Below are 19,908 nucleotides of genomic sequence, written 5' to 3'. Positions count from 1 at the left end.
TTACAGAGAATTCAATACGATTCGATGTGTATCTCTTGCAATTACCAATTCTTCGTTCGTAGGAACGACGAGAACGTCCACTTTGGAATTCGCGGTTGTGATACGACGTGGTTCTCCCGAGCGAATCGCATTCAGCGCTTCATCCAGTTCAACGCCCAGGTACGTGAGCTGCTCACATACTTTTTGGCGAAGAACAACGGAATTTTCACCTACACCAGCCGTAAATACAATCACGTCTACACCGTTCATTGCTGCTGCATAAGAACCGATGTATTTACGCAGACGGTATTCATACATCTCGAATGCAAGCGTGGAGTTGGCATCGCCAGCCTCCATACCCTCCGTGATTTCACGCATGTCGCTGCTGATGCCGGAGATTGCAAGAAGTCCGCTATGTTTGTTCAACATGGAGTTTACTTCGCTCACGCTTAGTTCTTCCTTGTTCATAACATAAGGTACAATTGCCGGATCAAGGTCACCACTACGTGTTCCCATCATCAATCCTTCGAGTGGAGTCATCCCCATGGAAGTATCTACGGATACGCCGCCCTGCACAGCAGTTACGCTACCACCATTACCGACGTGGCATGTGATGATCTTCAGATCTTCCAATGGACGATCCAGGTATTCAGCTGCTGCCTTGCTTACGTAATCATGGGAAGTACCATGTGCGCCATAGCGACGAACCTTATACTTTTTGTAAAGCACACGTGGAATGGCATACAGATATGCTTTTTCCGGCATCGTTTGATGGAAAGCCGTATCAAAGACCATGACCTGTGGTACGCCCGGCATATTCGCTTCAGCCGCACGAATACCCATCATTGCTGCAGGGTTATGCAGTGGAGCCAGATCGAAAAGGCGGCGGATTTCTGCTTTGGAAGCAGTATCGACCAAGGCCGATTCCTTAAATGCTTCACCACCATGAACCACACGATGTCCAACAGCCTGGATTTCATCCACAGAACCGAGCACACCGTTTTCTTTGTCTGTCAGGATGTCAATAACTTTACGAATCGCTGTTGTATGTTCCAAAATTTCGCTAACTTCGGTAACATCCTCACGGCCCGTTGGTTTGTGTGTCAGAATGGAAGAATCCATCCCGATCCGTTCTACCAGACCTTTTGCCAATACGGATTCATCCGTCATGTTATACAATTGATATTTGAGCGAGGAACTTCCCGCATTAATTACGAGTACTTTCACAGCCGGTCACCATCCTTGTCGTACTTGAAGAATCCTTCGCCTGTTTTGACACCCAGGTGTCCTGCACGCACCATTTTTTTCAGGACCGTGGAAGGACGATATTTCAACTCACCGAATTCACGGAACATTCTTTCGAGTGCAGCTTCTACCGAATCCAGTCCGAAACGGTCTGCCATCTCAAGTGGTCCGTGCTGGAAGTTATATCCGATACGCATAGCGTCATCAATATCTTCAGCGGAAGCGACACCTTCCTGCAATACATGCAGTGCTTCGTTAATCAAAAGACAGATCAGTCTGGACGTAACAAATCCAGGCGATTCATAGATCATAACGCCTTTTTTGTCTGCTACTTCTTCCACAAAACGTCTAGTTTCTTCAAATGTGGAATCTGAGGTTTTCAGACCACGAATAATCTCTACAAGATCAACCCGGGAAACCGGGTGAATAAAGTGCATACCAATAACACGCTCTGGGAATTTGGTCGAGCTTGCAAGCTCAGTCAAACTCAGCGTGGATGTATTACTTGCAAGAATAACGTTGCTTGGGCAAACTTGGTCGAGTTGACTAAATACCGCTTTTTTCGCGTCCAGATCTTCGGAAATGGTCTCAATAACCATATCGCAAGATCCGAGTTCAGCCAAATGAGCAACTTTGGTAATACGGGAGAGAATCAATTTCTTCTCCGCTTTCGTAATAGCCCATTTCTCCAGTTGTTTGTCAAGATTGGTCTCAATCATGTTATATGCATGATCCAGCTTCTCCGTCGTATGCTCCACCAGAAGCACATCAAGTCCTTTGGCTGCAAGCATCTGGGAAATACCTTGTCCCATCGTGCCGCCGCCGACAACTCCTATCTTTTTGAAAAACATGGTTCTGCTCCATCCTTTCGGTTCTCTATTTCTCTATTGTACCCTGTTCGCCGAAAATTACAAATTTCGACCCAACATATAATAATATCTTAGCACGAGTGAAATGTAAAAAAAATAACCGACATAAATAAATTATGCCGGTAGAAGGGCGCTGTCACGAAATTGACAACGAAATTGATCGCCAGACAATACTTCTTCCCTGAGCAGCGTGTCGAGGGAATTGTCGAATATTGTCCGCTGTTCTTCAAGCAATCGTTTGGTCTGTTCCATCAGGTCTTGCAGGATCAATTTGTTCTCCCGCATCAACTCTTCCGTCGTTACCATATCCATATTAACAATACCCAACGAAGTAAGTCCGGAAGCCATCATCGTCTGTACCACATTCGTTGCTTGTTCAAAGTCATTACGTGATCCTGTACTGCGTCCACCGTAATACATTTCCTCTGCTGCCGCACCACCGAGGGCAATCATGATCTGCTCTTCCAGGAAACGCTTTGTGTACAGAAATTGTTCTTGCTGCGGGTTATGACGTACATATCCCAGGGCCTGTCCACGCGGACTGAGTGCAACCTGACTCACACTGCCAGGACGAACCAGTTCAGCCATAATGGCATGTCCCAATTCATGAATAGCCACTCTTTTTTCTCTTCCACGCTGGATTCGCGGTCCGTCTTCTCACCCATCATTACTTTATCAATCGCAAGGGACAGATGACGCTGTTCAATGTTGAGCAGCCCGTCTCTCATCGCATAAATTGCAGCTTCGTTCATCACACTTTCCAGCTGTGCTCCAGAGAAGCCATAGGATTCTTCGGCTGTCTTCTCAAGATTTACCCCTTCCAAAAGAGGCTTATTGACTGCATGCAGCTCCAATATGTGTTTTCTGCCTTTTTTATCCGGCAAGTCCACCTGAATATGACGGTCAAAACGTCCTGGACGCGTCAGTGCGCTATCCAGCATTTCTTTTCGGTTTGTAGCGGCGATCACGAGTGTTCGCGGTGTTTCGGAAGAGTAGATGCCATCCATTTCCGTCAACAGCTGATTCAGCGTCTGATCATATTCACGCTGTTGTCCACCTTCCCGTTTTCCACCGATCACATCAATTTCATCGATAAATATAATGGCATTTTCTTTATTTTCTTTTGCAGCACGAGTTCTCGCATCCCGAAACAAATCCCGTATTCTGCCGGCACCCACACCGACATACATTTCAACAAACTCACTGCCTGAAGCAGCTACAAAAACAGAGTCGGTATAATGAGCAGCAGCTTTGGCCATCAAGGTTTTGCCTGTTCCAGGAGGACCTGTGAGCAAAATCCCTTTCAAAGGACGAATACCAAACTTCTGAATTTCCTCATGTCGAATGAGAAAATCAAGCGCTTCCCTCAGCTCCTGCTTCGCACTCTCCTGACCGCCAATTTCTTCAAAAGTCAGCTTGGACGGTCCTTTTTTCTTGCGTTTGCGTTCCTGACCCGCACCCACCGTAATTCCACCACGCATTTGCATCATGAGCAGCAAAGCTCCCACAATCATTGCAGCGATCAGAATGGGAATCATGTTTACACCGATAAAAGCGAGAAAGATAATTAATACGGGTACAAATCCAATGGCAATTTCTTTCGTCCATTTAGGCATTTGGCCACACTCCTATCTGACCGGGCACACGCGGTAGAATAATAAACTTGCTGGCATCTCCATCTCTGAGGCTGACATATACATTATTGTCATCCATGGCTGTGTTTACCTTGATCCCATTCGTAGCCATTTTAGACAAGGTCGGTGTAATCTCGGTGTATTGTTTGCTCTCCATAGCCTGAGCTACGGTAAACATGGCGCTACCCCACCAGCTTTCCAGCGCTTCGTTGGAATGATCCACGACATCCAGCTTCAACGAACGAGTGCCAATCAGGGTTTGTCCTTCTTTGTGAATATATTGTACCAACCTGCCCAAATCAACATCCGGCTGCAGATCGAGTTTCAACTGTACATCATTGTGGTTAATAGTTAATTGTACATCATTGACTCCATCGTACTGGGTAACCATCTTTTCAATTGGGCTTTGCACAGCCACATGACGATACACAAACCAACCTCCAAACAACACAACGGCTGAAATGACGGCAGTCAGAGCAATAGGCAATACTTTTATCTTCAAGTGAGTCACCCCTCCTATAATTTGGCCCATTCTATAGCTTGTAGGCAAGAATATGAATATGTGTACGTAAAGTCCTGTGATGTGTCTAACAGGATTTATTTGTGTATGATGTATCCTTGAATACATATTTGAGTATATCACATCGTATATACAATATCTAAGGCGAAAATATGAATAAATTATTAATTTTAACTATTCAAATCCAAAATGATCAAGAAAACACGTCAAAGAACCGGTCCAGTCGGGTTTCCGTCTGCCGGTTCTTTACTGTATTCTTTTTAGAAAATAGTACGTCTGCTGATTCTAGCTATTCGGAATCGTATAGACCAGGTCAACCTGTTCCCCGTTACTAAAGCGGTAAAACCTATAATAATTGTGAGTAGCATCGTTATAATACACTTGCCATACATAGATTCCATTCACAACACCTGGCATGATTCGTTTGATCTCCCCGCCTGGAACTTCAGAGCTGAACCGATTTCGAATCTGTGCTTCAGACATGCCGTTCTTCAGCAGTTCACTGTGCACCGCATTGGTCCCTGTCACAGGCTTGTTATTTTCATCAAACTTGATCCACACCAATACATCCTGGTTATCCTTATTTTTACCGATCAGGGTCCAGTATATGTTGTCTCCGCCGTCTTTTTGCCCCCAGACATACTTACGCAGGTCTTCGTGTGACGTAATACCGACCTGTTCCTGGGCCGCCTGTATGGCCAACGCCTCTTCCTTGCGCTGATCCTGAGTAACATAGACATAATAACGCTGAAGTCCAAACAGAATCAGAACCAGGAGCAGCAGCGAAATCCATATCCACTTCTTTTTTTCTTCAAAAGCCGAACTTCCTTTCCCTATGACGATGCTGTCCTTGGAATTAACGGGCAAGCAGACCGTCAAATGCCAGTTGAGACTCACGCAAAATACGCTCTTCATCCATCGTAAGACATTCGCCATGTTTAACCACTTGTTTACCATCCACCCACACATGCTCTACATCTTTGGCTGATGCGGAGTATATGGTATGGGAAATCAGATCCGTATGCGGATAGAAATGGGCCTGTTCAATATTCAAGGCGATGAAGTCAGCCTTCATGCCTGTTTGCAGTGCTCCTGTATTGTTCAGGAATATGGATTTGGCACCATACGAAGTTCCAAGCAGAAGTGCTTCCCCTGCTGGCACTGCGGTAGGGTCACCGGACACACCTTTGTGAATCAAAGCAGCAAGTCTCATCTCTTCAAACATATCGAGGTTATTGTTACTTGCTGGTCCATCTGTTCCGAGGGACACGGTCACCCCTGCTTTCAGCAGATCAGGTACTCGTGCAACACCCGAAGCCAATTTCAGGTTACTGCCTGGATTGTGGGAAACTGCTACATCATGTGATGCAAGAATTTCGATCTCTTCATCATTCAGATGTACCGCATGTGCAACCAGAGATGGACGGGAGAAAAATCCTAGCTTCTCCAGATGTGCAACCGGACGTTGACCGTAATCAGCCACGTTCTGTTCCACTTCACGAAGCGTTTCAGACATATGCGTATGCAAAGGCAGATTCAGGTCATGAGCAACCTGTACCAGCTTCTCTATGTAATCTGGAGGACAAGTGTAAGGTGCGTGTGGAGAAATTACGGTTGTAATTCTTCCGTCTGCTTGTCCATTCCATTGACGGGCAAATGCTGCGGATTCTTCCAGCTTGCGCTGTTGTTCTTCCGCTGAGCAAAGTCCGATTACCCCACGTGCCAGAGCAGCCCGAACGCCGGATTGTTCCACCACTTTTGCAACCTGATCCATATGATCATACATATCCAGGAATGCTGTTGTTCCACCTTTCAACATTTCAAGTACGGAAAGTGATGTGCCCCAATATACGTCTTCAGACGTCATTTTGGCTTCCATTGGCCACATTTTCTCCTGCAACCATACTTGTAATGCCAAATCATCTCCATGACCTCTCAGAAGCGACATGGCCGCGTGACCATGCGTATTGATCAGACCCGGCAAGAAGAGCAGTCCTTTTCCGTCCACCTTTGTCAGACTTTCGTCTCCTTCCGGCAAAGTCTCACCAATATGCACAATCTTGTCATTCTCGACAACCATATAACCTTGAACCACTTTCCAATTCGTGCCCTCACTGACGGCAAATTTGCCGTTGTGAATTACCCATCTATTTGTCGTCATCTTCCTCGTCGTCCTTTCCATTCTCCAAATAATAAGCAAGGCTAAGCAGATCCGTCGTAAAATCGGCATGATGAATACGAATATGCGGCGGGGTCTTCAGGATCGTTGGCGCAAAATTCAGAATCGCTTCAATTCCTGACTCAATCAACTGATCGGCAACATTTTGGGCTTCCGTATCCGGAACCGTGATAATCCCTATACGAATGTTATCTTTTTTGACCGAATCCGTTAATTCATTCATCGGTTGCACCGTCAGACTGTTAATTTGACTTCCAATCTTCGGACCGTAGGCATCAAATACAGCGACAATCTTCATGTTGTCTTTGAGGTAGGCATTGTAATTGGACAAAGCGTGTCCCAAATTACCTGCTCCGACAAGAGCTACATTGATCTGCTGGTCTATTTTCAGAATATGGCGGATCTTCTCGATGAGATATGAAACGTCATATCCGATCCCTTTACGACCAAAGTCACCGAAGTAAGCCAGGTCTTTACGAATCTGAGCCGGATTCAAATCCAGTCTCAATCCAAGTTCTTGTGAAGAAACCGTATTGACTTCGCGCTGATGCAGTTCATTCAAATAACGCAAGTAAACAGGCAATCTTCGCACCACGGCTTCCGAAATTTTATCTGATTTCATTCAATTGCTCCCCCTTACCAAGGCCACGATAGATAGATAGATGAAAAGAATGAGCACCCTGTCTAAAACGATGCAAAAAGATGACTGAATTAAACAGGATGCTCTTTGTTATATAATGGATAATTGCTTAAATTACTTCTTTAATCGCTTTACTCACTATTCATGAAACGAATGAATGATATTGCTCAATTTTACCGCCAAATAGTGGCTTCATGCAATCATATAAGCTACAGAGCATAGCTGTTATTGCTGTTCATCGGTTGGTCTCTCAAGCCATTCCGAAATGCGAGGAACCATCTGCTCTGTGAGCATGTGTTCCATTTTGGGACCTGGTAATGAATATAAAAAGTACTTGCCATAATATGCTTCAATGACACGTGTATCGTATACAATCACAATACCTCTGTCCTTACCCGTACGAACCAGTCTGCCGAATCCCTGTTTGAAGCGGATAACGGCTTGCGGCACGGACAGCTTCATAAACGGATTTTTCTTCTGTTGTTGCAAAAGCTCACTCTTTGCTTCAACTAATGGATGATTGGGTGGCTGGAACGGCAGTCTGACAATTGCAAGACAGGTCAGAGCCTCTCCGGGAATGTCCACTCCTTCCCAGAAGCTGCTTGTGCCAAGAAGTACAGTCGCTTTCGCATCTTGGAAGCGACGTGTAAGCTTGGAACGGCTGCCGCTGTCCACCCCTTGCCCGAGCAAAGAGATATCATTACCTGACAAGGCCTCCTTAAGCGGGTCATAGACCTGGCGCAGCATGCGGTAGGAGGTGAACAGCACCATCATGCGTCCACGAGTGGCGATAGCCGTTTCCGCGAGCGAATGCACGAGCATATCCACAAAGTGGGCATCACCTACACTGCCCTTCACACTTGGGAAATCACGCGGAATGACGAGCAGGGCCTGTTCGCGATAGTTGAATGGTGACGGCAGCATGGATGTCAACAAGCGGTTATTCTCGGCAGCTTCCTGCAAGCCCAGCTGTTCGATCATGAATTGAAATGACTTGTCAACGGAGAGCGTAGCCGATGTAAGCACAACGCTTTTCTTTTTATCAAAGAACATATCCTTCAATTGCGCACTGACATCGACAGGAACGGCATAGAGCTGCAGTGATTTACTGCGGAATTGGCCGCTAGCCTCCATCCAGTACACGGTATTGGCATCATCCATGCGCATGAAGAAACGCAGATTATCCTTGATCGTTGCCAAGTCCTTGAGCAGTCCTGAGATATCCGTAATCAGACTATCGGACTGATAATCATCCTGATCTTCTTTCACTTCAAGCAGCAGCTTGTCGCCTTTACGAATCAAATCGCCTAGGGTTACATAGATTTGGTTTTCTACATCCTGCAACTCCTGCCATTTAGCCGGTTTTTGCGAAGGCTTCAGTCTAAGTGAAAATTGTCCAGTCTCGCCTGGAGAAGCATCGCTACGTTCAGGCAGCAGGCCGAACAGTGTATCGCTTAGTCGATCCCATATCTCCTTAACTTCAACGGCAAGCGGGAACATCTGATCGATCATGGAGCTCCACTGTACCGATTTTTCATGACCCGACAGTTGAGAACGAAGCATCGGCAGTTGGCCATTACGGCTATCTTTAAACAGTCGGGTCAATGTATGAACCAACGTAAAATACTTCATGTGAAGACCAAGATGCTTACCTGCTACATCCTCCAGATGATGTGCTTCATCAATGACAAGACTTTCGTAGGCTGGCAGCAGCTGATGTGCTGCTTTGACATCCGTAAACAATTTCGAATGATTCGTAATGACGATATCGGACAGCCCGGCTTCATGTTTGGCCCGATGATAGAAACATTTGCGGAACCAAGGACAGGAGCGTCCAAGACAGGATTCAGACTCACTCTGTACCGTCTCCCAGAAGTCTCCACCGCGCCCGCTTAGATTAAGCTCCTCGTCGTCTCCAGTCTCCGTCTGGGTAAGCCAGACAATCATCTGAGCTGCTGTAAAATAATCCTCTTTCGGTGTAGCGAATTCACGTTTATTGATTTTATGCTCAAACTTACGCAGACACAGATAGTGCCCACGTCCTTTGAACACCGCTGCCTTGAACGGGAACGGAACCACTTGGGTCAGCATAGGAATATCCCGCTCTCTCAATTGCTCCTGCAGGTTGATGGTATGTGTACTGACCATTACTTTCTGTTCCTGTTTCACACTTTCATAGATGGCAGGCAACAAATAACCAAGCGATTTGCCTGTACCCGTTCCAGCTTCAATCAATAGATGCTTCTCTTCATCCAACGCTTGTCGTACACTGCTGAACATCTGAGTTTGTGCCTCACGCTCCTCATAATGGTCCAGCGTCTCCTTCAGGTTATCTCTAACCTGATCCATAAACTGCTCGAAACTTACGTTTTCCAGCGGGTTACCCTCCCGCTCATCACGTGGTGAACCTATATCAGTCCAGTCACTCACGTTCAGGGCGAGCTGGCGATAATACGTATGACCATCCAGGTCCTGAATCGGCTCTGATTCCTTCTCAGTACGCATTCCGTCGAAGAACCAACCCAAGTCACTATCTTCTGGCGCAAACAGATCACTGAGGCGCTGAATCGTGATCAGAGGCAATGCACGCAGCTCATCGAGACACTTCAGTAATACAAAAGCTGTCGCAAGAGCATCACTATCTGCCTGATGAGGGCGGTCATGCTGAAATCCGAATTCTGAAGACACATATCCGAGTTGATAAGAGCCCAGTGACGGGAACGTGATCTTCAGGAAATCAATCGTATCCAGAATACGTCCGGTGAACGGCAGGTAACCGCAGCGATCGAGTGCATTTTGAAGAAAGTGAAAATCAAAAGCAACGTTGTGCCCAACAAGAACCACATCGTCGAGCAGCGGAACCATCTCCATCATCATCTCTTCCAATGAGGGAGCATCCGCTACATCTTCATCAGTAATACCGGTTAACCCCGTAATAAACGGAGGAATCGGTACACCTGGGTTCACATAAGAACTATATATTTGAGTTATGCTGTAGTCATGATCTATGATGGCAAGTCCGGCTTGTATAATCTCACCGTCGGACTGCGTGCCGGTTGTTTCGAAATCCAATACGGCAAATTTCATTGCAATGTACGGTCCCTTCCATTCCAGTCTATGTTACAGCATAGCAAAAAAAAGGGCATTTGAAAATTAACTGACAAAAAAGGCGGTGTCCCCTCCGCTATGCCAGAGGAGGGAACACCGTCTTTATGCCGCCGAATGGCCCTTAATTTAAGGCTGTCAGCTGATTTGCATATTGCAATTTTCCGCTGTTTAATCGACAGGCTTCCATGTTATACAGCGGTTCGGTCAACGTCGGGTCATACTGAAGCGCCTGCGCAAATAGTGAACATGCACCTTCAGGATTCGCGAGTTTAGCCTCAATACAGCCCAGGACGTTACATACCAGTCCCTTCAATCTCGGCGAACCGTTCAGATGCATAATCCGCTGCAAGTGTATTCCAGCTTCCTCGGTTTGTTCCAGGTTAAGATGAGCAAGAGCCAGGTAAAACCGAGTCAATGCACTTTCCGGATAGTCGGTCACAACCCTGGAAAATTGCATAATAGCCTGCGGGTACATTTGCAGTTTGAAATAACCCTGACCGCGACTGAAACACTCCAGATGCAGTTCTGGCATTGCGGTAACAGCTTCCTGTTCAGGCTCAAGGGAGGCGGGCTTATCTTTATCCAATTCCCGTTCCCTTACCTGGCTCATTTTTTCTTCAAACATCAGCCACTCATCAATCATCCCGTCACTCATCCGCTTGAGCAAATTCCACTTTTGCAGCAATTCCTGTTTGCTTAGGCCTTCAGCAGAAGGGTAGCGCTTGATAATTTCATCTAACATGTCGTTCATTTCTGCGAAAACATGCTGGAACATCGATGCATCCCCACCCTTGAAAAAATGGATTAGTGCAGTGACCTTTACTCATTTTTTGTAGAATGGGTCGATTTCATTCCCCTTACCAGTCGATTACATAATCGTCGCATGAACTTCGTGCTTCATCGTTTGCACAGGTTTATTCTGTCCATCCACAAATACAACCGTAGGTTTGTGATTATTTGCCTCTTCTTGAGACATCATTGCATATGAAATGATAATGACGGTATCGCCAGGCTGTACCAGACGGGCTGCTGCTCCATTCAAACAGATGACACCACTTCCACGTGGCCCTGGAATGACATAGGTTTCCAGACGGGCACCATTGTTGTTATTCACAATTTGTACTTTCTCATTTTCCATTAGATCAGAAGTTTCCATCAGATCTTCATCAATGGTAATGCTACCCACATAGTTCAGGTTTGCTTCTGTAACGGTTGCCCGGTGAATTTTGGATTTCATTAGTGTTCTAAACATGGGACAGCACCTCCGATTTTTGCAGTCGTATATTGTCAATCAATCTGGTTTTGCCGAATTTTACTGCAAGTGCGATCAGCAGATCGTCCCGGCCAAGAACTTTTTCCTGATCCGCAAGTGGCTCCAAACTTGGAAAAGCCTGAATTTCAGCATAATCAATCACGGCCATTGGTGAACGTTCAATGTTCTGGCGCAATATGCCCCGGATATCCGCTGCTGTCACAGCCGACCCTGCATCTACAGCTTCCTGTGCCACACGCAGTGCCTTGGACAGAACAAGAGCTTCCTGACGTTGTTCGGTGCTGAGGTACACGTTCCGAGAACTAAGCGCCAAACCATCACTTTCACGGACAATAGGACAAGGTACAATCTCTACTGCCATGTTCAAATCGTTAACCATCTGTTGGATCACAGCAACCTGCTGTGCGTCCTTCATGCCAAAAAATGCACGCTGCGGTTGTACAATATTAAACAGCTTCGAGACGACCGTAGTTACTCCGTCAAAATGACCCGGACGGGAAGCACCGCATAAGCGATCCGTTAAACGGGAAACCGATACGGTCGTTTGTGTAGGCTGTGGATACATCTCTTCAACAGAGGGAATAAATACGATATCCACTCCTTTTGCACGTGCTGTTTCCACATCTCTGGCTTCATCCCTGGGGTAACTGTCAAAGTCTTCATTGGGACCGAATTGAATCGGATTTACAAATATGCTCAAAACCACGATATCACTTTGTTGTTTGGCCGCATGCATCAAACTTGCATGGCCTTCATGAAGAAATCCCATCGTAGGCACAAGTCCTACAACCGACTCTCTGGACTGAATCGACTGACGCTGCAAGCTAAGTTCTTGTCTTAATTCTGCGATTGTCCGTATCACTTTCATACGCTGGTCTCCACCTTTTCTTTACGTTGTCCGTACAGTTGATCTAGAACGCCGTCAGCAGCGGTAAATACATGCTCTTCGGCCGGGAACGAACGGTCCTTAACTTCTTTCACATAGGATTCAATGCTATTGCGAATCAATGTACCTACGTCTCCATACGTTTTGACAAAGCGTTTTGGCGTGTATGGGGAAGCATACTGAACCACATCATGGAATACCAGTACCTGACCATCACATCCTCTGCCTGCGCCTATACCAATCGTAGGAATAGTCAGTTCTTCCGAGATCGCTCTTGCCACTTCTTCAGTGACCAATTCCAGTACAATGCCGAAAGCTCCGGCCGCTTCAAGCGCCTTGGCCTCGTCCAAGAGACGTCTGGCATCTGCAGCATCCTTGCCCTGAATGCGATAACCACCAATTTGATTCACGGATTGAGGAGTCAGTCCAATATGTCCAAGAACAGGCACACCAGCTTGAACAACCGCTTTTACCGTATCTGCGATTTCGAGACCGCCCTCCATCTTGACCGCATGTGCATGTCCTTCCTGCATCAGGCGACGGACACCTTTGAGTGTCTCGTCCACGCTGCCATGGTACGTCATAAAGGGCATATCAGCAACGATAAACGTATTTCCCGCACCACGCACTACAGAGCGTGTATGGTACACCATATCGTCAATCGTAACAGGTAAGGTAGAGTTATAACCCAGCACCACGTTCCCCAGTGAATCACCCACCAGAATCAGATCGATACCTGCTTCCTCAGCCAATTGAGCTGTCGGATAATCGTAAGCTGTAATCATACTAAGCGGCACGCCGTCCTGCTTATATTTTTTCATTTTCACAATATTCAATGCTTGTTTGTTTGCCATTTTTCGCCATGGCTCCTCTCATCTTTTCAATTTAAACGCAACAAAAAAACCTTTTAGTTTCCACTAAAAAGTCCCGAAAAGTCAAAAAAGAGTCACTTGCGATCGTCCCTTCTGTCTCGGTCCTCTTCGGCTCAGAGCAGAATCCAACAACTCACTTTATTCATTTATTACCATTCCTGCCTTGTCACTGCAACAAATGTAAAGCAGAACAAAGCATACTATTGCCGGAGTGCAATTCGGTCTGTAATAGCCGATATCGCCTCACGAACACAGTATACCAAAGTTCTGCCCAAAGTTCACGTCTTATGTTCATTTTGACGGTGTAAATTCGACAAATTGTTTAATTTACCAATGAAACTTCACCAGAGTAAACCGAGACACGCTCACCGTTTGGCTTCTCCACAATCAATGCTCCAGAAGGATCAAGGCCCATTGCTGTACCTTCGATGATGCCCTGTGGATTAGCCACCTTAATTTCACGATTCATGGATACGGACAAAGCTTCCCAGAGTGAAGAGATCACACCGAAGCCTTCCTTTTGATAAAAAATATACAAACGCTCCAATTCCGAGAGAATGGCCGCTGCAAGTCTAGTCCGGTCTATGGTTTGTCCCGTCTCCATTTTGAGTGAAGTTGCAATGGATCTCAAATCTTCAGGATAATCCTTCGAATCGAAGTTAACATCAACGCCTATGCCCGCTACACAATAACGCACTTCGTGATCTTCAACAGTTGATTCAAGCAGTATCCCACATACCTTCCGACCAGCTATCAAAAGATCATTAGGCCATTTGATCCCGGCATCTGCACCTGTATATGACCGAATAGCACGACACACGGCCACACCCGTTAATAAGGTCAGCTGTGGTGTATTTTGCAGAGCAAGTTCCGGGCGCATAAGAACGCTCATCCAGATACCTCTCCCGGGTGGGGAGAACCATTTACGCCCAAAGCGGCCTCGCCCTCCCGTCTGTTCTTCCGCCAGAACAACTACTCCTTCGCTCTGCCCTTGCTCAGCCATCTGCTGAACATCACCTTGGGTGGACAACGTGGAATTCAGGATTATGGCTTTCCGGCCAAACACTGTTGTTTCCAGTGCCAGCTGAAGCGCAGTGGCATCAATGCTGTCCGGTTTCGTGACCAAGCGGTACCCTCTGCGAGATACGGCTTCAAACTCATAACCCATGTCACGCAGTTTGTTTACGTGCTTCCACACGGCTGTTCGGCTAATGGACAGGTTGCGACTGATCTCTTCACCAGACACAAACTCCCCCTCTGCATTCAGCAACATATGTAACAGATCCTCATGCTTTGTCATCTGCAGCCACCCGCTTTACTTCGTTGGTCAGCATGTCATGCTGATTCGCTATATTTCCGATCGCAGTCTCTCTTAGGAGATGTTTCATCAGTTGTCCCAGCCATGGTCCGCCTTTGCGTCCAAGTTGCTGCAAAACGTTCTCACCCGTAATATGCAGATCTTTCAGTTCATACACCTTCATGGATTGACTCCATGCAGCACCCCTGGACTGTATTACAGCAATCTGTTCTTCGTGCAGAACCTCATGTTCTCGCCAGCCTGTTGGAAGCAGTCGTTGAATCATGAGCCAGTCCTCTGTCGCCTGACGTCCGCTAGACAGCACAGTTACAATCCATTCTGAACGCAGTGCCTCTTCGTCCTTCTGCTCTTGTACGACAGCCTTGATTAACTGTTCGACCTGGAGAACTCCACTGATGCGGGAACGATCATCATTAGAAAATGTCCATTTTCGAAGTAATGCATCTGCTTCATCCCTGGTATAACGGCCGGCAATCAGCAGCATAGACCAGCGTAATAATACGTTCTCTTCTATCAATTGCTCCATATTGGACAGGAGGTCTTTATTGAATCGTTCCATGTAGATTGGTGCCTTCACATGCTCCAGCGCCTGGCTTCGAAACAGCAATTCCAGACCGTGCAGCGGATGTGGGCCTGCCATCATTTTCGCCATTTCGGTACGTACTCTTTCCATGGCGATATGTTGTAGCAGATCCTTTTGTCGAATTAGCCCCTTCCAGGTGTTGTGGGCAATTTTAAAATCAAATACCGAAGCAAAACGAACACACCGAAGCATCCGCAACGCATCTTCACCGAAGCGCTCAGTCGCCAATCCCACACATCTGACCCGTCCATCCTGAATATCCAACTGTCCACCAAAAGGATCAACGATATTTCCGTCCCGATCCACAGCGAGAGCATTCATCGTGAAGTCACGCCGCTGCAAATCCTCTTTGACATCCTGCACAAAATGAACGGCAGCAGGTCTTCGATTATCCTTATATTCGGATTCGGTGCGAAATGTTGTAACCTCAAAGTAAAAGCCTCCTGAACGAACAGTAACCGTTCCATGCTGGAGGCCCGTAGGAATACAATTTGCGAATAATTCCATGACTTGCTCGGGGAAGCTGACGTGGTGATATCCATATCATCCACGCGACGTCCCAGCAATTCATCACGAACACAACCACCTACCCAGTAGGCGTCGTACCCTTTATCATTTAATGTCCGCAGCACCTGTTCACTTTGTCTTGCCATTTCAGGATCTACCTGTGTCCATTGAACCACTTATTATCACCTCATAACTACGTGTTGCTTGGTGTGGCTTACACAGATATATTTCCGCGATGGAACCATCCGATCTAATAATCAGCCACAAATCGGCTTCAGATTCGGAACTTCACGTCCCAGCACGCGGTAGTATATTTGTTCATATTCATGCCGAATGGCATCATTGCAGAAATCATGGTGTGCCCGTTTCAAGCACGCTTCTCTGAAATCCGCTATTAAACGGTCGTCCGTCAACAAACGAATTGTGTTCTCTGCCATTGATTGTGTGTCGCCGATTGGAGACAAAAATCCGGTCTTGCCGTGCAATACCAGTTCAGGGATACCCCCTGCCTGTGACCCAATGGTAGGGACACCACAAGCCATGGCTTCAAGTGCCACAAGTCCGAAGCTCTCTTCTCCGACGGCAGCATCAACACATCAGCCATTGAAATGACTTGCGCAATATCATCCTGCTTACCCAGAAAATGAACCTTGTCATTCAGTCCAAGCTCATTAATCTTCCATTGAATCTTCGGCAAATCTGGCCCTTCTCCAACAAATAACAGTTTGGAAGGTACCTGTTCCTGTACCTGACGGAACACCTCCACCACATCCTGTGTTCTCTTCACAGGGCGGAAGTTGGAGATATGCATCAGTATTTTTTCGTGAGGAGCTGCGAAGTCTCTACGCAGACTCGCTGCATCACGTGGATAATAGATTCTTTTATCAATAAAGTTATAGGTCAGGTCGATGGGACGTCTAATATCCAGCAAATCGATTGTTTCACGAATCAAATCCTGTGATACTGCCGTAACAGCATCGCTCTCGTTAATGGCAAGTCGAATCAAATCCTTCAACGACTCATCCTGTGCCAGTACGGTAATGTCTGTTCCGTGTAACGTTGTTACCACCTTTAAATCCTCACCAACCATTTGCTTTGCCAAAAAGGCACATACCGCATGTGGCACCGCATAATGGACATGTAGCAGATCCAACTTCTGTGCTTTGGCTACTTGCGCCATCTTCGTGGCCAATGAGAGATCATATGGCGGATAACGGAAGACGTAATAATCATTGACCTCAACTTCATGATAAAAATATTTTTCTGGAATGTACCCAGTCTGAACGGGATACTATTAGCAATAAAATGAACCTGGTGACCCTGTTCGGCAAGCAATTTGCCCAGCTCCGTTGCGACAACGCCAGACCCTCCGAGGGACGGATAACAGGTAATACCGATTTTTAGCTTTTGATCCATCCGGTGGACGCTCCTTTAATCTCCCGCTTGTGCAGGTTGATGTAATGCAACGGAAATGCAATTGATAACTAATTTATACGAGCAAGTTCGATCATTTTATGACTTGGCTGCTTGGCCAAATTGATGAACTACATAAGGTGTAATGCTAGCGAATCCTTCTGCATAAGGAATAAGGCTCCGCTGTCCAAGCAAAGAATCCCTAGCTCTCACACGTTCAATATACCCTTGAGTCAATGGAGTGGCAACTGCGCCTTCTCCCAATTCGAACTGGGAACGATAACTACGCAATGAATTTTCCTTTTGCTCATAGTGTTCCGTAATATCCACAATCAAATCCGTTGGTCCGATATCGTTGATGAAGTAAAAATACAATTCTTTCACCTGCACTGCGGGCATGTCTGGCTTATAGTTTCTAAGCTTGGCATTGAATACAGCCTCCTGCACCAATTTGCTGCACATTACATGATCCGGATGGCGATCCTCCCAATATGGCGCAAACACGATACGAGGCGCATGACGGCGTATCTCGGCCGTCACAGCCTCTATGTGTTCAGGAGTAATATACAGCCCGCGATCAGGCAAACCGAGATTGCTTCGACACGAAAGACCGAGGACGCGGGAGGCTTGCTCCGCTTCCTCGGCTCTGCGCTCTACTGTCCCGTTGGAAGACATCTCTGCCCGGGTCAGATCACACACGCCTACTTTCAGTCCCGCTGCAGTATGTTTGGCAATCGTTCCTGCCATCCCAATCTCTGCATCATCCGCGTGTGCACCGAATATGAGAATGTCCAAACTCATTGAGCATCACCCGAATTCAATCCACCCTCAGGCTTGTATTTATGTACAAGCTCTCTCCAGCCAAAATCACCGCGATCCAGTGCTTTAACAAGAATCTCTGCAGTTGCAATATTCGTGGCAAGCGGAATCCCCTGTACATCGCACAGACGCAGCAAAGCGTTAATATCTGGTTCATGCGGCTGTGCCATCAATGGATCACGCAGAAAAATAATCAGATCCATCTCATTTTGCGCAACCAAGGCTCCGATCTGTTGATCCCCGCCCAGTGGACCGGATTCAAACCGATGGATCTTTAATGAGGTTCCTTCCATAATACGAAGACCTGTTGTACCAGTCGAGTATAGTTGATGGTCTGTAAAAACATTTTCGTAGGCTGTCACGAAGTTAACCATTTCTTCTTTTTTGCGATCATGGGCAATAAATGCAATTTTCAACATGACAATCTCCTTTTAGTGTGTGTTCAAAAAGTCAGGTTTTCAGCACCAAGAAGGTTGGATGAAGCTAGGGACTGAGTAGCGGAGCGTAGGCGAACCTACGTGAGCAACGGAAGGCCCGGCTGAATTCAAGATTCGATGTTGTATCCGCTTCTCGAGTGACCTCGTGATCAAAAGTTGACTTTTTGAACTACCTCTTTTAGTCGATAAAGTGATCAAATCCGTAGATAAGTCCTGTATATTCCATAACCTTCTGTACACCAATTTTAACACCAGGCATATAACCTGCACGTTCATAGGAATCATGGCGAATTTTGAGGGATTGGCCAAAGTCTCCAAATACGACTTCCTGCTGTGCAAATACCCCCGGCAACCGTACACTATGAATTCGGAATCCATTATAATATCCGCCTCGTGCTCCTTCGATCGTCTCTTCTTCGTTCGAATTGCCCTGACGAAGTTCCTCGCGGTTTGCTGCAATTAACTCGGCTGTTTTAATTGCTGTACCTGAAGGAGCATCCAGCTTCTGATCGCCGTGATATTCAATAATTTCCACATTCGGCATATGTTTGGCAGCCTGCGCAGCAAACCTCATCATCAGAATAGCACCGATCGAGAAGTTCGGGGCAATTAACCCTCCGATGCCTTTGTCCTGACACTGCTTGTCCAGCTGTTCAATCTGCTCCGGCGTAAAACCGGTAACCCCCATAACAGGTCTGACTCCATGACGAATGGCAATCTCTGTATGGGCGAAGGCGTATTGAGGGACTGTGAAATCTACCATAACCTGTGGTTTAGTCTCTGCAAAAGCCATCTCGATATCATCGGTCAAAAGTACCCACATTCAGGCAGACCAACAAGCGTTCCGGCATCCGTGCCTGCTCCGGAGCGGTTGACCGCTGCTGCGAGCTCCAGATCAGGATCTTGAAGCACCAGTTTCACTACTTCACGGCCCATCCGGCCAGCCGCTCCGATTACGGCCACTCTTATTACTTCACTCATCTTGGCTGCATCTCCTCACTATGTTAGTTCGTTTGGTTGAATCCATTTCAAACGATCTCCATCTGAAATGGGTTCTTATTGAATGGATTTCATTCGCTGCTTAATTTCCTGTAATAATAGATGCAGTTGCTCATTCTGCGGGTCTAGCAACAATGCGTTACGAACGGACCGGGTTGCAAGGTCGAACTCATTTAGATCACAGTAAGCAAGAGCAAGCATGATATGCGCTTCCACATATAACGGGTCAAGTTTAACCGCCTGTTTCAGCAGATCCGCCGCCTTCACATATCGTTCATGCGTTTCGTTCCCGGCTTGTTCAAGCAATGCCTTGGCCTGAGTGCTTAACTGTTTGGCTTCCAGGGTCTGCAGATGTAAAACGTACTCCTCAAGCCCCTGAGACAGTTCAACAGCCTTGCGCGCATATTCGAGCGCTGGACCCAGGTGCTGACTGCGGGCATGTGTAATGGAACAACGATAATAGAGCTCTGCATGTTCAGGGTGAGCATCAATGGCAGATTCAAACCAACGAATCGCCTGCTCAAAATCATTTTGCAAAATACAGCGGTATGCATGCTGCATGTACTCTTCCGGTTTCATCATCCAAGCTGTCCCTCCCCATTGAGGTGATGGTACAGCATATGTAAT

16 protein-coding genes and 4 pseudogenes are annotated in these 19,908 nt (G+C 46.7%); all 20 read right to left on the bottom strand.

Features of this window, described 5'->3' with window-relative positions; genetic code table 11:
* Complete coding sequence (locus ACTWJ7_RS15145) at positions 1–1,206, bottom strand: acetate/propionate family kinase (protein ID WP_079349388.1); 1,206 nt, start codon at positions 1,204–1,206, stop codon at positions 1–3.
* Entirely contained in the window at positions 1,203–2,075 is an 873-nt protein-coding gene (locus tag ACTWJ7_RS15140; protein WP_024630618.1) for a 3-hydroxyacyl-CoA dehydrogenase family protein, read from the bottom strand. Before ACTWJ7_RS15140 ends, ACTWJ7_RS15145 begins: the two co-directional genes overlap by 4 nt.
* Positions 2,076–2,207: 132 nt before the next feature.
* Positions 2,208–3,709: pseudogene (locus ACTWJ7_RS15135) on the bottom strand (AAA family ATPase).
* Positions 3,702–4,229 (bottom strand): hypothetical protein, encoded by a 528-nt coding sequence (locus ACTWJ7_RS15130; protein ID WP_079349389.1) that lies wholly within the window; start codon positions 4,227–4,229, stop codon positions 3,702–3,704. The pseudogene ACTWJ7_RS15135 and the gene ACTWJ7_RS15130 overlap by 8 nt, the downstream one beginning before the upstream one ends.
* Positions 4,230–4,532: 303 nt before the next feature.
* Positions 4,533–5,144 (bottom strand): cell wall elongation regulator TseB-like domain-containing protein, encoded by a 612-nt coding sequence (locus tag ACTWJ7_RS15125; protein ID WP_443145583.1) that lies wholly within the window; start codon positions 5,142–5,144, stop codon positions 4,533–4,535.
* On the bottom strand, positions 5,104–6,408 hold the full coding sequence (locus ACTWJ7_RS15120; protein WP_285080483.1) for an amidohydrolase: 1,305 nt from the start codon (positions 6,406–6,408) through the stop codon (positions 5,104–5,106). The genes ACTWJ7_RS15125 and ACTWJ7_RS15120 overlap by 41 nt, the downstream gene beginning before the upstream one ends.
* The gene (locus ACTWJ7_RS15115; protein WP_053780717.1) at positions 6,395–7,048 is read right to left on the bottom strand and encodes a redox-sensing transcriptional repressor Rex; all 654 of its coding nucleotides are present in this window, start codon (positions 7,046–7,048) and stop codon (positions 6,395–6,397) included. Before ACTWJ7_RS15115 ends, ACTWJ7_RS15120 begins: the two co-directional genes overlap by 14 nt.
* A 243-nt stretch (positions 7,049–7,291) precedes the next feature.
* Positions 7,292–10,153, bottom strand: coding sequence for an ATP-dependent DNA helicase DinG (gene dinG, locus ACTWJ7_RS15110; protein WP_301877518.1), 2,862 nt, complete (start codon positions 10,151–10,153; stop codon positions 7,292–7,294).
* Positions 10,154–10,295: 142 nt separating this feature from the next.
* Complete coding sequence (locus ACTWJ7_RS15105) at positions 10,296–10,949, bottom strand: tetratricopeptide repeat protein (protein ID WP_301877520.1); 654 nt, start codon at positions 10,947–10,949, stop codon at positions 10,296–10,298.
* Positions 10,950–11,042: 93 nt separating this feature from the next.
* Complete coding sequence (gene panD / locus ACTWJ7_RS15100) at positions 11,043–11,426, bottom strand: aspartate 1-decarboxylase (protein ID WP_024630626.1); 384 nt, start codon at positions 11,424–11,426, stop codon at positions 11,043–11,045.
* Complete coding sequence (gene panC, locus ACTWJ7_RS15095; RefSeq protein WP_301877525.1) at positions 11,419–12,315, bottom strand: pantoate--beta-alanine ligase; 897 nt, start codon at positions 12,313–12,315, stop codon at positions 11,419–11,421. Before panC ends, panD begins: the two co-directional genes overlap by 8 nt.
* Positions 12,312–13,187: a 3-methyl-2-oxobutanoate hydroxymethyltransferase gene (gene panB / locus ACTWJ7_RS15090; protein ID WP_079349393.1), complete on the bottom strand. Its 876-nt coding sequence runs from the start codon at positions 13,185–13,187 to the stop codon at positions 12,312–12,314. Before panB ends, panC begins: the two co-directional genes overlap by 4 nt.
* 340 nt (positions 13,188–13,527) lie before the next feature.
* A complete protein-coding gene (locus ACTWJ7_RS15085; RefSeq protein ID WP_301877526.1) occupies positions 13,528–14,505 on the bottom strand; it encodes a biotin--[acetyl-CoA-carboxylase] ligase in 978 nt (325 codons plus the stop codon).
* A complete protein-coding gene (locus ACTWJ7_RS15080; protein WP_443146378.1) occupies positions 14,492–15,007 on the bottom strand; it encodes a hypothetical protein in 516 nt (171 codons plus the stop codon). The genes ACTWJ7_RS15085 and ACTWJ7_RS15080 overlap by 14 nt, the downstream gene beginning before the upstream one ends.
* A gap of 150 nt (positions 15,008–15,157) precedes the next feature.
* A pseudogene (locus ACTWJ7_RS15075) lies at positions 15,158–15,648 on the bottom strand (CCA tRNA nucleotidyltransferase); the annotation flags it as partial.
* A 222-nt stretch (positions 15,649–15,870) separates the two neighbouring features.
* Positions 15,871–17,029 (bottom strand): annotated as a pseudogene (gene bshA / locus ACTWJ7_RS15070) (N-acetyl-alpha-D-glucosaminyl L-malate synthase BshA).
* Between the two features lie 96 nt (positions 17,030–17,125).
* Positions 17,126–17,827 carry a bacillithiol biosynthesis deacetylase BshB1 gene (gene bshB1 / locus ACTWJ7_RS15065; protein WP_285080465.1) on the bottom strand — a complete coding sequence of 234 codons (702 nt, stop codon included), beginning with the start codon at positions 17,825–17,827 and terminating at the stop codon, positions 17,126–17,128.
* Complete coding sequence (mgsA, locus tag ACTWJ7_RS15060; protein WP_109998459.1) at positions 17,824–18,264, bottom strand: methylglyoxal synthase; 441 nt, start codon at positions 18,262–18,264, stop codon at positions 17,824–17,826. Before mgsA ends, bshB1 begins: the two co-directional genes overlap by 4 nt.
* Positions 18,265–18,460: 196 nt before the next feature.
* Positions 18,461–19,263 (bottom strand): annotated as a pseudogene (dapB, locus tag ACTWJ7_RS15055) (4-hydroxy-tetrahydrodipicolinate reductase).
* Between the two features lie 75 nt (positions 19,264–19,338).
* Positions 19,339–19,863 carry a tetratricopeptide repeat protein gene (locus ACTWJ7_RS15050; RefSeq protein ID WP_301877535.1) on the bottom strand — a complete coding sequence of 175 codons (525 nt, stop codon included), beginning with the start codon at positions 19,861–19,863 and terminating at the stop codon, positions 19,339–19,341.
* Between the last annotated feature and the right edge of the window lie 45 nt (positions 19,864–19,908).

The sequence above is a fragment of the Paenibacillus sp. 1A_MP2 genome (assembly GCF_052244825.1).
In the GTDB taxonomy this organism is placed as follows: Bacteria; Bacillota; Bacilli; order Paenibacillales; family Paenibacillaceae; genus Paenibacillus; species Paenibacillus vandeheii.
This window is presented reverse-complemented; position numbering and strand designations above follow the sequence as displayed.

Excerpts from the sequence above, each read along its gene's own strand:
- ACTWJ7_RS15140 (WP_024630618.1), bottom strand. The coding sequence starts at position 2,075 with ATGTTTTTCAAAAAGATAGGAGTTGTCGGCGGCGGCACGATGGGACAA.
- ACTWJ7_RS15120 (WP_285080483.1), bottom strand. The coding sequence starts at position 6,408 with ATGACGACAAATAGATGGGTAATTCACAACGGCAAATTTGCCGTCAGT.
- ACTWJ7_RS15115 (WP_053780717.1), bottom strand. The coding sequence starts at position 7,048 with ATGAAATCAGATAAAATTTCGGAAGCCGTGGTGCGAAGATTGCCTGTT.
- dinG (WP_301877518.1), bottom strand. The coding sequence starts at position 10,153 with ATGAAATTTGCCGTATTGGATTTCGAAACAACCGGCACGCAGTCCGAC.
- ACTWJ7_RS15105 (WP_301877520.1), bottom strand. The coding sequence starts at position 10,949 with ATGTTCCAGCATGTTTTCGCAGAAATGAACGACATGTTAGATGAAATT.
- panD (WP_024630626.1), bottom strand. The coding sequence starts at position 11,426 with ATGTTTAGAACACTAATGAAATCCAAAATTCACCGGGCAACCGTTACA.
- panC (WP_301877525.1), bottom strand. The coding sequence starts at position 12,315 with ATGAAAGTGATACGGACAATCGCAGAATTAAGACAAGAACTTAGCTTG.
- panB (WP_079349393.1), bottom strand. The coding sequence starts at position 13,187 with ATGGCAAACAAACAAGCATTGAATATTGTGAAAATGAAAAAATATAAG.
- ACTWJ7_RS15085 (WP_301877526.1), bottom strand. The coding sequence starts at position 14,505 with ATGACAAAGCATGAGGATCTGTTACATATGTTGCTGAATGCAGAGGGG.
- ACTWJ7_RS15080 (WP_443146378.1), bottom strand. The coding sequence starts at position 15,007 with ATGCTGCTGATTGCCGGCCGTTATACCAGGGATGAAGCAGATGCATTA.
- bshB1 (WP_285080465.1), bottom strand. The coding sequence starts at position 17,827 with ATGAGTTTGGACATTCTCATATTCGGTGCACACGCGGATGATGCAGAG.
- mgsA (WP_109998459.1), bottom strand. The coding sequence starts at position 18,264 with ATGTTGAAAATTGCATTTATTGCCCATGATCGCAAAAAAGAAGAAATG.
- ACTWJ7_RS15050 (WP_301877535.1), bottom strand. The coding sequence starts at position 19,863 with ATGATGAAACCGGAAGAGTACATGCAGCATGCATACCGCTGTATTTTG.